Consider the following 12,952-nt stretch of genomic DNA (forward strand, 5'->3'; position numbering starts at 1 on the left):
CATGCGATTCTGCGTGGACAGGAGTGTCCATGCAGTTTTCGTGGGTAGCCGATCTGCGTGGACAGGTTCTGAGAGTGCTCCATATTGGCGGTATAAGAAGCTATCTCGGCTAATATCGCAAATCGAATGCCATCGGTCAATGAACTCTCCTGAGACGTGATTACAGTACTTCATATTTCTGATATTAGTCATTGGTCAAGGAGGGAGTACCCCTCTTGCGTCAGAGTCAGGCCGGTGTAGAACTGGACACGATCCCCGTCCACTCTGGAGCGATCAACGTCGAAGTCAACGACATCCTGTAACTTCCGAGTGAACCAGCCCTTGGTCGTCCCATCGATATTTTGCTGCTCAGTCCAGATATCGTACGCCTGAAACAGATCATCCTGTGATACTCTAGCACCCTCGATCTGCCTGAGATACGTTGCTGCAAACGCTTCCACACCGTCTCCGGTTGGATCGATCTCGCTCAACTCGTCCATCGTTGACGAATCAGAACCCGGTAACGCCGGCGGCGCGTTCTGATCATTGTCAGATATCGAGTTGTCAAATTGGGCAGACTCACCAGTCGGTCCAGTAGGCCACAACTCCTCACGACCTGGGTTTGTGGGGAGCCGATATGTCTCACCAGACTGGAAAACCAGTGGGTCGCCACCGGGTGGTAGAATCAACACGACATAACTGTCCCGTGAGTAGTCTGCATCTGGCAGGTCGACAGCAGGAATGAACGGTCGTTTAATCAGTGTCCAGTCCTGTTCAAACTCATCTTTCGAGTCGTATACATGGGTCTCTCCAGCCTGATAGACGGAATATTGGCCAGTTTCACGGTCATGGCTGTAATAGGCTGGAACGCTGTCTTTCGAGAGTACTCCGCCATCAGGGACACGAGCGAACTCCGTGTTCCCATCGGAAAGGACGCGCTCGCCGTTGTCGCGTATCCAGACGGTCTGATTTGTCTCGAATGTCCGTGGTCGAATCGCAGTGACACCGCCGTGAGCTGTCGCACCACCGCCGAAGGTCACAACCTCGTCGCAGTTATAGAACTGTTCAGTACCGTCCGTTCGCTCTCGGAACGGCGGCGAGAGGATATTCTCGACTCGTGACGCAACCTGTGTCTCAGATTCTCCAGGTCGAACAACGAAGATCGGAATGCGGTCTTCCTCGTGAGCGCGTTTGAGATTCTGCAGAACCTTCGCCGGTCGGTCGGGCGTTGTTGTCTCAGCCTCGATGTTAAACACCACATCGTGATCTGGGTGCGTGGCAACTGCATCAGGTTGCTCGCTCCCATCTTGCTCGAGGATCTCGACACTGAACCCGCGTTCAGTGAGCGCTACCTCAGTATCCAGAAGCACTTCATCGTGGCTAGTTCCACCAGCCGAGCCGCCAGTGCCCGTCTTGGGCCGGACCAACTCTTCACCCTCGTCGGTGAGCCGAGCGACGATCTCATCGTTCTGCAGATCGACCTCGATCAACTGCGAGGCATCACGCACGTCCGGCAGGTCTTCGTATGCATAGTCAATCTCGGGCTCAGTCTTCTCGAGGCGAGCCACGAGTTCCTCGTCAACAGCCGTGACCTCGACCCAGCCATTTGCCTCTTGCACACCCTCTCGAATTTGGACTGTGCGGAGAGCTTCTGCCATGGTCTCGTCCAGTATCTTCGTCGGATTGGCAGCCTCATTGGCGTCGCTGTAGATGAGGTTCTGGAGTATTTCCGCGTCCGTTAGCGGGTCAGTTCCGTAGCGCTCGAGGCTCTGTTCGATGATATCATCGACGTCGTCTGTCCCACGGAGAGGCGGATATGGCGGAAACGTCCGGATTAAGACCGGTTCGGAGTATCGCCCTCCAGAGAGAGGAATCCGCGTCCACACTTTGAACTGGTCGGTCGTGATGAGGTCTTCTGCGGTGTAGTCACGGAACCGTTTCATCAATAATTCCGCGTCATCACTGTCGTTGACCGAGAACGTGAGGAGGTTGTCACAGTTGTTCTGCATCGCTTTCAGTGTGTCCTCGTCAAACTGCGACGGATACTGCGAGGCAAGGGTCACGGAGAGCCGCATCGACCGGGCTCGAGCCAGCATTGACTCGATGTCGAGATTGTCACTGGCGATATCATCGAACTCGTCACAGAGGACGAAGTAGGGATCTGGCGTCGTATCCAACTCATACGATCGCCGCTGAATCGCACTCCAGAGATTCCGCATCACGCCGAGCGTGACCATCTTCTTGATATCCGTATTCTCGACGGGCGTTCGGACGATAACGATCCGGTCGTTGTCGATGATGTCTCGGAAATCGATCGTGCTCTCACGATGGGCAATGATCCGACGAATCACCGAATTCTCGACCCACGATTTGATCCGTTTCAGCAGTGGTCGAATCGTCTCCTCTTCCATCTTCGCAATCTCGAGGCAGAACTCCCTGATGTAGGGGTCCTCAACATCGAGCGCGAAGTCTTCGCGTCGCTCGGCGTTGAGCAACGTGAAGTACATATCGATGATCGAGAACGGCTTCTCCGATTTCATCATCGCTCGAGCCATTGACTCGGTGATCGCCTCCATGTTGATGCCCCAATAGTCGGAGGTGTCGAAGACAGCTTTCAGATTCTCGACCCGGCTTTCAATCTCGTTCTCGAGTTCCTCGCGCGTCTCACACTCGGGGACCTCGAGGAAATTGAGCCCGATCGTCTTCTCGTGGGTGGTCGAGCCGGGCTCGATCCAAACCACGTCCTTGAGACGATGTTTGGGGAGCATCCGGAGGAGCTCTCGAGAGTCACGGCCCTTCGGGTCGAAATACGTGAAGCCATAGCCGGAGTAGGCCCACTGGACCATCATATTCAGGAGTTCGGTCGTCTTTCCGTAGCCGGTCGTTCCAGCGATCCAGGTGTGCCGAAAGAGCGATTCGAAACGGAGCGGCGCCTCACGAAAGCCAGTCTGCGGATCCTCTGAATAGCCGATCCAGAGTGGAGCTGGTGCATTGTACATCCCCGCTTCGAACATTTCTCGAACGAAGGGGCCTGCAACTGTCCCCTCGTCGACTGTCTCCGTGATAACCTTCTTCCCACCAATACGAATCGTGTTCTGTTCTACGATATCGTATTGTTCACCGTGTTGTTGGTGGGTGGACGATTCAGCGGTCGTGTTTTCTTCCGGCTGTTCATCGCCTCCAGCAGTTTGCTCATCTTGTTGGTCGTCACTGGAAGCCTCGTCGCCGGATCCAAAGAAGCGATCAAGCACCATCAAATCCCTCCTGTTCTCGAGTTGGTTCTTCAAAACGGACTGGTGTCTCGTTCGGAACGCCAGGGGTCTGCTCATCTACCGATGATTCATCAGCTGCGTATCGACTCCCATCTGCTGGCAGCCGGTCACCACGCTGTGTGTACCGCCAGTCGATCTTTGGCGTCTCAATCTCCGCATTGGGGATGTGTGCGACGCCGGCGAGTTCGTCGACAGTCATAATCATGTGCCGGTCGATCCACTCACGGTCACACATCCGCTCGACGAACTGTCGAAGTCGCGTTGCGCGTTTTCGCTCTCGGCGATGCCAGACTGGATTGTCGTTCAGGCCCTGTTCAGTGATCGCGTTGTAGTACTTCCTGAACATCCCTGCGACGCCACGAGCGCGGGCCTCGGCTTCGGCCTGTTCGCTCGAGGCAGCGAGGACGCGAATGTTCACGTGGAACGCCTGTTGGCCGCGTTGCTGTTCGATGGTTTTCGCGGCCTGTTTGTCCTTCTCAGTCGGCGGTCGCGTACGAGGGTTAAGCCAGCCGACGGACGTCCCTTGTCGGAGTGCATGAGCGAGTTCGTCGACGCTATTGTGCTTGAACCGGTCGCCGTCGGTCCACGACTGTTTCGCCGGCCGGAAAACAACCTGCGTAACGACTGTACTCTCATCGAGCGACAGCATTTCACTCGTGATTTCGCCGTAGGGATCCGTCTCGAAGCCCTCGCTGTTGTGATGGCGGATCGGATAGTAGGGAATCTTCTCTATCTCGAGCCACGCGCCGGCGACGTACTCGTCAGCGTCGATAATGGGGAACGCATAGCCTTCCTCGACCGGGAAGACCTCGCTGTTGGCGTAGTTGTTCCCGACACGCCGGCGGAACTTGTCCGCAGCTGCCTCGGTGGCAGCGTGCATGTAGAACTTGATCTTCCCTTCGTCGAACCAGACCTCAAAGGAGTGGTGGTCGCTCGTATTCTTCCCGCGGAAGTTCGTCGTCACATCGTGGACTGACTGGAGGACTCCAGCCCCGTCCGCGATACCGTTGTTCTCTTTGTAGGGACGGATCCGAAGCAGCGTGCCTGGCGTATCCGCTTGCCGTTGGACAAACGAATCGTGCTCTCCGAAGTTGAGTTGCGTCGCCTCGTACTGTGGCGACGAACTCAGGATTGCCTTGATTTGGTTGAACCTAGTCATGGTTTTGGATGTCAGACTCCGTTTCAGCTGTGTCCTGTGCAGTAGCTGATTCCCCACCATCAGGCCGGACAGACGATTTCTCACTGTCTGTCTCGAGGGCATGTTCAACGATCACATCGAGAACATCCGATTTCGTGAGATCTGCCTCGAGAAGCCGACTGGCCGCGTCTGCGCTGAGATCGAGACGCGTTGCAAGCGCGTTGCGCTGGGCCTCGTTCTCGACGAACTCTTCGAAGGCGAGCAACTCTGCTGGCTCGTCACGAATCGCCTGCTTGATGAAGGCCTGATCCTCGGGCTCGTAGTCGATAACCCGTTTCTCGAAGTCGTCAGCGACGATATGCAGCGGGTACGTTCCGTGTTCCTCGACGCGAACGAGTGCCTGACTGTAGCCAAGGTCTTCGTTGCCGGCGTCGGCACCTCTGATGTACCGGCGCTGCTCTTCGGTTAGCCCGATCTTGTCGGCCGTCCGCTCATCCAGCTCGGGGAGTTTGTGGAGAACCTTGATCGGACACATGCCGATAATCTTCTCTGCCTGCTCAGTTTCGTAGAATTCCTGGGCCGTCTGCGAGAGTAACACCATCCGAAGCCCTGCGTGGCGTTGGTGCCGGAACGCCGTCTCGAGGAAGTCGAGGTTAGCTTGGTCCTCGAAGAGGTAGTGGGCTTCATCGATCGCGAGCTCGACGTTCCGGTGGGTGTTTTTCGCCTGCTGGTAGATCGTCGAGAGTAGCAGCTGCATCAGGAACGTCTGGCGATCGATTCCCGATGCACTGCCTTCGATCTGCCCGAGGTCGATATAGACGACCTTGTTATCGCCCTCGAGGATATCGATCTCAGAGTGATGAGAGAGGTTCTCGTAGGCCCCTCCCTCGCGGAATGGCTGGAACGCAATCGCAAGTTCGTCTGCATACTGTGCGGCACGCTCGCGCGCCGAATCTGACTCCGCGATATTGTGCTCGTCCGGATTTTCGGCGGTATCACAGAGAATTCGGTGAACGTCCTGCATCGTCGGTGAGTTTTCCGACGTATGCGTCGAGACGTCATCCTCGACGACGCCTGCTTGCCGGTAGGCTTCGTCGATGACATACGAGAGGACACCCGTCTCGGTTCCGAGTTCGATATCGCGAGCGTTGAGAAAGTTCTCGAGGATGGCGTAGACTTCGTCTTTTTTCGCCGACAGGGGAGAGATTCCCTCTCCAGAATCGAGGATATGCTGGGGAGTCTCGCGGATCTCGAGTGGGTTCAGCTTTGTGTCACCACCAACGGTGATCGTCTTCGCGTTCAGCGCGTCTGCGATTCCACGGAAGCCACCAACTGGGTCGACGAGAACGAGCATCGTGTCGTTGCGGCGTTTCATCATCCGAAGGTGGCGCATGATATCGCCAAACGTTTTCCCAGCACCAGGCATCCCGACGACGAGTTCGCTATGTCCTGTCTCGAGCGCCCATGGGTTGATCCGGATCGGAGAGCCGTTGTGGCCATGATAGCCGTATTCGATACCCTCGTCCATCATCAGGTAGTTCGACGAGAACGGAAACATCGCGCCGACGGCTTGGTTCGTCAGCGTCGACATACGATCACGGCCGAGTTCGTTCGCGCCAAGTGGCGACACGGTTGCGAGGCCACGTTCCTGCCAACGACTCGCGACCTTGAGCGTACAGTTCGCCGGCGCATCCTTGATGATCGACCGCAGGCGCGTCGTGTGATTGTCGAGTTCCTGTTCACTGTCAGCAGCAAGGCGAATGAACACACCACCGCGGTAGAACGACGCTTTGTTCGCGCGAACGAGCGATCGCATGTACTTCGCCTGATCGATGTCCTCCTGGAGATCCTCGGATTTGAGGCTGTTCGAGTCGTGTTGATTGATCTTCAAATCCGAGATCCAGTCCGCCATCATGTCCTGTGCAGATTGACTATCGAACGGATCGAGGTGGATGCTGATCTCGGTCTGCAACTCCGTGTCGAGCAACAATCGCTCGAGGAGGCCATCTGGCGGTTCCTCGGGGAACTGTTCGATCCAGAACGTGCGGACGTACGTCTCATCATTGATTACAGCGTAGGTCGTTTCCCAGTCGACCGTCGACGGCGCAATTACCGACTGATGCATCGTCGACGTATCTGGTAGGTGGTCATCAGTTCCATCTGATAAGTCGTTGATGGTGTCTTCACTACGATCGCTCAAGGGCGTATCTGACGGGCTGTCGTGCTCGGCAATCGCATCGAGGACGTCATCGGGATCAGGCGTCGCTGGAACGCCGTCGCTCATTCCATGCGAGACGACCGGGAACGTGCCGAGCGCGCTCGTGATATCGGCGTATTCTTCCGGGAGACACGTCCAGTACTCCTTCGTGATCCGAGCAAGATCGTAGGCATCAACAGGGCTAACCGAACACCGATAGAGCGACGACCCACCACGGCGGAGTTGTGTGAGTCGTGACTCGAGGTGTTCTTCTTTGAATTGCTCTCGTTCGGCGTCGGTCAGGTCGTCGGTTTGGAACCGACCGAAGAACCGTCCAATAGCGGGAAGATCAGCAAGATAGGCGAGGACACTGTCATCAGTTGCGTCGAAATGCTCAACATCTCCGTCGTTCACCGCGGTGATGAGGTAGTACTCGCGGATCGTGGTCGTCTCGGAGTCGATTTCTCCGTTGTCAGTCGTATTCGCCGCAACGTACTCCTCGAGCAGTCGTTTCAATACGGGGCGTGAGCGAACGTCGGCATCAGCGAGCCGATCCTGGTGTGCACGGACGATCTCGTCTTCATCGACCTCGCGGCTGGTAACGTAGATCTTCACTGGAAAGTCGACAGTCGAGTTGACAAACTCGGACAACGACTGAACGGCCTTCGCCCATGCATCGTCGTCCTCGAGGGCCATGTTCGCGGGCTCGACTTTCATGGCCCCGACGAGTGCGCCATCCGTTCGTTCGATGGCATGCGGATACACTCGTTGGAGGCGTGTCAAATACCGGACCTCGCTATTGTCTTCGTCACCGTGCGTGTACTCCTTGTTCTTGATCGCCCAGCTCAGACGGGCAGCGAGCCACTCGGTGAGCCACAGATATCGGGGCTTGACTTTGTGGAGCAAGAACAGCAGCGTCGTAAGCATGAGTCCGAATCCCAGGACTGGAATCGTCAGTGCCGCCGGGACGAACGTCGCTGCAACAACCGTGACGAACGCCACTGCGAGAAATAGCATGAGTTCGCCGATCGTGTAGCCCCGGAAGAAGGCCGTTGTGCCACCCAGCGACTGATGGATCTTTCGCGCGTTGTACTCGCTATCGGCTGTGTTCGTACTCATTGAGATCACCACCTCGAGACCTTCTCTTTCGTATTTTTGAGTCCACGCTTCGCTCGAGTCGATGCCTTCTGTGTGGCCTTCCGAGCGTCATCGGCGGCCTTATCTCGAATTCGACCTGTCTCGGACTTTCGCAGGTTGTTGTAGCGGCCGGCGTGATCCTTCGTCGAGCGGGCCGAAGAGCCGAGTTTGTACGCTTTCGAATTACCGCTCCCGAGTGTGGTCTGGCCACTCTTCGTTACGGCACCAATCTGGTTGTCCGCATATCCACGGTGGACGTTTCGGGCACCACGAACTGCTTTTCCAGAGGTGCGCTTTGCCTTTGCAGCGCCAGCTTTGGCCGCTGCGGGATTCGTCGTAGATGCTCCTTTCTGAGCGATCGTCCGTATTGCAGGACTACTCCAGTAGACCGTCATGACCATCGCAATAATCGCAGCAGGAATCAGCGTCAATCCGATAAACAACGAGAATAGCTCGTTCTGGCCGAGCGTCTCAATACCACCAACTTCCCAACCAATTCGGAAGAGTAGAGATGCCGGAATTCCGGCAAGTACTAATCCAGGATAGATCCCGGCAACTCGACGGGCCATATTTGCTGCTGGAGTGAATGGCCAGACATCAAGTGCCCAGATTACACCTAAAAACGGCATAGTTACTGTCAACACAAATACTCCAACCCAACGGAGAGCAACAATGAATCCAGCAACAACCAAAAACAGGTTCGAGATAGCAACCATCGCAAGAATCGTAAATGTGCCTCCAAGAGTTGACTGAATAAGTCCTCCAAGTCCTGCTGACATTTCTTCAATTGGTGCAACCGTCATTCCGACTGCATCAATAAACTGCAAGGGAATCGAGACTAGTGGGAACCAAACGAATGTCCCCATAAACACAAGACCTAGCCGCCTCAGAAGGCGCTTTCGTCTATAGTCACTTATCGAACCAGAACGAACGCCGACAAATGCGGCAGCAATGACAATCATCATAATCGCCAATGGCATAATATACGCTAAGTAAACATCTTGATACAAACTTGCCCAAGGCTCATAACTTGGCGTTCCGACGACAATATAACTCGAATCCGACACGGGTGCTGGAACACCCACAATCGGTCTCAACAATGCCTCATAGATTTCGTTTATCAGACCAAGAAGTGCATTGGTGATTCTCTCCAGAACACTTTCAATCGCATTCTCGACTTCTTCTTGCAGCCATGCCATCTAATTCTCACCTCCGTCAGATAGCGATTTGCCTTGGCCCTCCTCGACAATTGAGAGGTTACACGACTGGTCCCCTCCATACTTGATTTGCTGTGTATACGATGAATTCTGCCCTACTTGAACGACAGCTGTCACTGTCATCGGTTCTGTTCCTAATTCGCTACAATCAAGCGACCCACCTGCACCACTCGTTTGGTAAATCTGACTAAACGAATAGACAGTAGTTTTACCAGGTGGCAGGCGTGTCTCATGGTAGTACGATACTGTATCATCCAGTCCAAGCTTAGCAGCTGGAGCACCTTTCCACCGAAGTTCAGTAAGTAACGAAGGGATCGTACCCTTGTTCTCAATAACGACTGCTGCGTACTCATCCCAGACAGGCGAGTTCTTATCCCACTCCATGTCGGGGTTCTCCGCTGCCCACAGCACATCCGTAATCGTACACTCTGCCTCGAGCGTGATTGTCGTCGTATCGACCTGCTCGTCCCCATCGAAGGCAATCAGTTCATAGTCTCCAGTAGGAGTACTGTCCTCATAGCGACCGAGAACTTCGAATGACGTCGTGGTCTCACCATTCGCGAGACGCTGTTGGTCGAATAACTCACCGTTCGGATCGATGAGATTGATAAACTCCACCGACACATCATCAGCAACTTCGATCTCGAGGTTTGCGTCACTCATCTCGACAGAGGTGAAGACGTCACTCCCTTCGGCGCTAATTCCGTTGTCATCCGTGCTGTTGTTCGGTGGGTCTGCGGACGGTTCCGAGGTACAGCCAGCAAGCGCAGCTGTACTCGCACCGAGGCTGGCAAGGACTGTTCGGCGAGCGATACGACTCTCGTCCGTGTGAGTGCGTTCTGTCATTGTTGATGTGTAAGTCCAAGGAATGTGCCACCTGACAGGTAGTCGAACCCGTAGACGGCCAAGGAAACTGGGAGAAACCAAAGCAGTGTCACGAGAACCAACTGGACAATCTTCTGGAACTCAGGATACTTCGGAGGAATCTTCGCACGGTCCTCTGCTCCAGAGTATAGTTGGTCTGTACGCCACCACTCCGCTGGGATGTACTGGCCATCAACGAGCAAAGATGGCCTCTCCTCGAGTTCAAGAACGGCCATTCCACTGGCGTTCACAGCAGCCGATTGATTGGCGACTTCGACGTGACCACTCGTAACCGGCTCATCGGTCGCTGTCTCCGTGACTCGTGCCTGCACAAGGACTCCTGACGAGTTCGCTTCGAGAACCGTCAGATTCAGCTTTGTTTCGCGAACGGTTCCGTCGTCATCGATCGAGACTGTCTGCGACTGGCCACGTACGATACCATGGACGGTTACCTCGTCAAAGGTCGCCGCTGGCAGTCCCTCTGACTGGACGGCAATCGACGTTGCGTCCACGTAGCGATCGACAGTTGGAATGTCGATCGCTTCTGGGAGGGTTGGACCATTTCGTGTACTGCCCCACGCCTCTTCGATAACTAACGACGGCCCGTCATCATCCGTTCCCCTGCTTGGTATATCCGGCCGTTCCTGCGTAGGGACGGCGTGGATCTGTGTGGGACGAACAGACGAGTTCGTACGAGTGGTCTCTGTTTTCGTTCGCGTGACCATCGTGTGCCAGCCGTCTACGGCCGCAGCGTAGAACCGCCAGTTTCCGCGAAGACGTGCGTCAGTAGCCACATCGATTGCTGACCACGTGGAGCCAGGATGGACGACGACACCAGTCCGGTTCTCATCGCTTTCGAACGTAACGCGTTTCCCGCCACTAGCATCGATCCGCGTCACGACGGTGTGCTGGGAATCGCTCACTGTTACCCGGTCAGTCGGGTACTCAATTTCAGTCTCCCACGAACCCTCACAGGAATCTGCGGTACTGTTGTACTCCTCGCACGTTCGTCGTTCATGACGAAGACGAACGGAGATCTCTGTATCTACAGTGAGATTCTGCGTTCCAGACAGTCCACTGTACTCGAGAGTGGGGCGCTGGCTGCTGTTGGAGTCGAGTACCTGCCCGTCTGCCTGGAGTTCGACACTGTCGACAGCCGTCTCAGCGATCGACCACTGTTCTCGAACGGATCCACTCGTATTATCGTCTGGAATACGGACCCGGTAATCGGTTATCGAGAGCACCTCGCCGTCTGGTGCAATATACTGAGTCGAGTTATTCCCCGAGTGTAACACCGTCGACGGCTGCACCGCAAAGATGCTCGTGTACGCATCACTGATGTAGAGCCCATCCTCGAGTTGTGCTCCTTCTGGATGAACCGAGGTCTCTTCATCGCCAGGAGTGAAATCCTGGATATCACCCCTGTTCCAGATATCGACGTCTTCGATCGGGTCGTCGAACGAGACATCTGTTGAGTCCGCAAGCCGAGTCGAAAACTCTCCAGCAGAGGAGACGTTCTCCTCAAACTCGTCACTCGAGCGATTTCCCTGATCGACGTCTTCCGACCACAGCAGTGGGAACCGCGTCTCGTTCACCCCGTACACTGGTCCATCGTCGGGAATCACCGGGCTCGAATGTGGCTCGGCTGCAGCGACACCGACAGTCAAGCCAACAACACTCCCACTCACGGTAAGGAGTGCAAGGGCGACAGTGATCGCACGTGGCGGGGTCATTGAATTCCGGTCAAATCCTGGTCTAATGGGTCAGAAAGGTTTGACACAGTCTGAGAAGCCGAATCCCATCTGCCTGCCAACCTTATCGATGAGCTCTGGTGAGATGAGGGCGAGGACAATGATACCGAACCCAATGCCCGACATCACGAGCTTTTCTTTCGCCTGATTCTTCTTCTCAGGATTGCCGCCTGCACGCATGTATGAGAGGCCGGCTCGGCCGACATAGAAGCCAGTTGCCGGGAGGCCAAGGCCTGCGACAGCGCCAAAGACGATACCGATCCCAGTCTCAATACCGGTCCCACAGTAGACATCACCGACGTTCGACTGTGCAGCGACTGAACTGGTGCTGACAAGCACGAACGCCATCCACACGACAAGCGACGACACTGTTGGGGACACTCGATCGACGAAGCACCGAGTGCGGTCCAATAGACTGGTTGACTCAACACGGTTAATGGACAATTCGGACGGCTTGGACGACGTATCGTTACTCATGTTTGGCGGGGTTTGAGTTGGAGGGTTCAAGCAGTGCCTGGAGGTCTTCGAGATCAGACGTCCGTTCGGTGAGGTCGTCGAGATCGTACTCGTCGTGACGAAGCGCTTCGTTGACGAGCATGACGAGTTCAGGACGGTCAATATCTCGGTAGGCCATCTGCTCGGCCAGTGCTTCACGAAAGAGCCCAGATGCGTTGATGCTGGTTGCCCAACTGAGAAACAACGCATCAGCAGGCATAACCGAAACAGTCGTAGTGACGGTGTTCTGCGCCATTTTTCTCTTCTATATTGGTTAGCAGTAAATACTGTATAGCAGAATTATATAAAGATTTCGCTGTTGGTGATTGCTAATACAAATAGTTCGAGCTAAAGATGAGAGAGTTACTTCACAAATTGATGCAGTTGGGCAGTGTGGGGTAACTATGAGTAATGGTCCAGCAAAACCACCAACTCTGGACCTGCCGACATCTGTTCTGGGTTCACTCGAAAGTCAATCTCTGGACCGACTCGGGGTAGTTGCGGAGTATGCTACGAGCTTGTAGCGTGGAAACGAGCGAAGCGTGATCACGAACTCAAGCAAAAGCACGCCAAGGAAGCGACTGGCAAAGAGGAACTCGAGGCACGTCGAGAGTGGGAACAACAATACGTTGATGATTTCCTTTCGGACTCATAGTTCACCGACGACTACAGCTTCAAACAGATCTCGTGCATTCGGGCTCGAAAGTCTACTTTAGCAGTAGTTGGTAGTACGGTTTCTTTATTCAGTGTGAGGTGTGAAACTCGCGTTCAGTACAGGAAACATACGTACCAGCTACTGCCCGGCTCCAACCCTACGCCTCAACAAAATCAAAAGTGCTCCGACCGCGATCGTACTCCCAAGTAGTTGACCGACTAAGCCGATGATTGTATCATGCCCACTT

The 12,952-nt window shown here is 54.9% G+C and carries 8 protein-coding genes; all 8 read right to left on the reverse strand.

The genetic code is table 11. The features are described 5' to 3' along the window. Positions 1–188: 188 nt before the first annotated feature. The 8 genes from GCU68_RS18195 to GCU68_RS18230 all read right to left on the reverse strand — a co-directional run bounded on the left by GCU68_RS18195 (position 189) and on the right by GCU68_RS18230 (position 12,306). Positions 189–3,233: a type IV secretory system conjugative DNA transfer family protein gene (locus GCU68_RS18195; protein WP_193565100.1), complete on the reverse strand. Its 3,045-nt coding sequence runs from the start codon at positions 3,231–3,233 to the stop codon at positions 189–191. Beyond that, the gene (locus tag GCU68_RS18200) at positions 3,223–4,410 is read right to left on the reverse strand and encodes a hypothetical protein (RefSeq protein WP_152944001.1); all 1,188 of its coding nucleotides are present in this window, start codon (positions 4,408–4,410) and stop codon (positions 3,223–3,225) included. The genes GCU68_RS18195 and GCU68_RS18200 overlap by 11 nt, the downstream gene beginning before the upstream one ends. Next, entirely contained in the window at positions 4,403–7,705 is a 3,303-nt protein-coding gene (locus GCU68_RS18205; RefSeq protein WP_152944002.1) for a VirB4 family type IV secretion system protein, read from the reverse strand. The genes GCU68_RS18200 and GCU68_RS18205 overlap by 8 nt, the downstream gene beginning before the upstream one ends. A 5-nt stretch (positions 7,706–7,710) precedes the next feature. Continuing rightward, on the reverse strand, positions 7,711–8,922 hold the full coding sequence (locus GCU68_RS18210) for a hypothetical protein (protein WP_152944003.1): 1,212 nt from the start codon (positions 8,920–8,922) through the stop codon (positions 7,711–7,713). Beyond that, complete coding sequence (locus tag GCU68_RS18215) at positions 8,923–9,603, reverse strand: hypothetical protein (RefSeq protein ID WP_152944004.1); 681 nt, start codon at positions 9,601–9,603, stop codon at positions 8,923–8,925. 179 nt (positions 9,604–9,782) lie between these two features. After that, positions 9,783–10,727, reverse strand: a complete 945-nt coding sequence (locus GCU68_RS22075) for a hypothetical protein (protein ID WP_319633701.1) — start codon at positions 10,725–10,727, stop codon at positions 9,783–9,785. 840 nt (positions 10,728–11,567) lie between these two features. Further along, positions 11,568–11,924: a pilin gene (locus tag GCU68_RS18225; RefSeq protein WP_227015054.1), complete on the reverse strand. Its 357-nt coding sequence runs from the start codon at positions 11,922–11,924 to the stop codon at positions 11,568–11,570. A gap of 100 nt (positions 11,925–12,024) precedes the next feature. Beyond that, positions 12,025–12,306: a hypothetical protein gene (locus tag GCU68_RS18230; protein WP_152944006.1), complete on the reverse strand. Its 282-nt coding sequence runs from the start codon at positions 12,304–12,306 to the stop codon at positions 12,025–12,027. Positions 12,307–12,952 lie beyond the last annotated feature (646 nt).

This window comes from Natronorubrum aibiense (assembly GCF_009392895.1).
In the GTDB taxonomy this organism is placed as follows: domain Archaea; phylum Halobacteriota; class Halobacteria; order Halobacteriales; family Natrialbaceae; genus Natronorubrum; species Natronorubrum aibiense.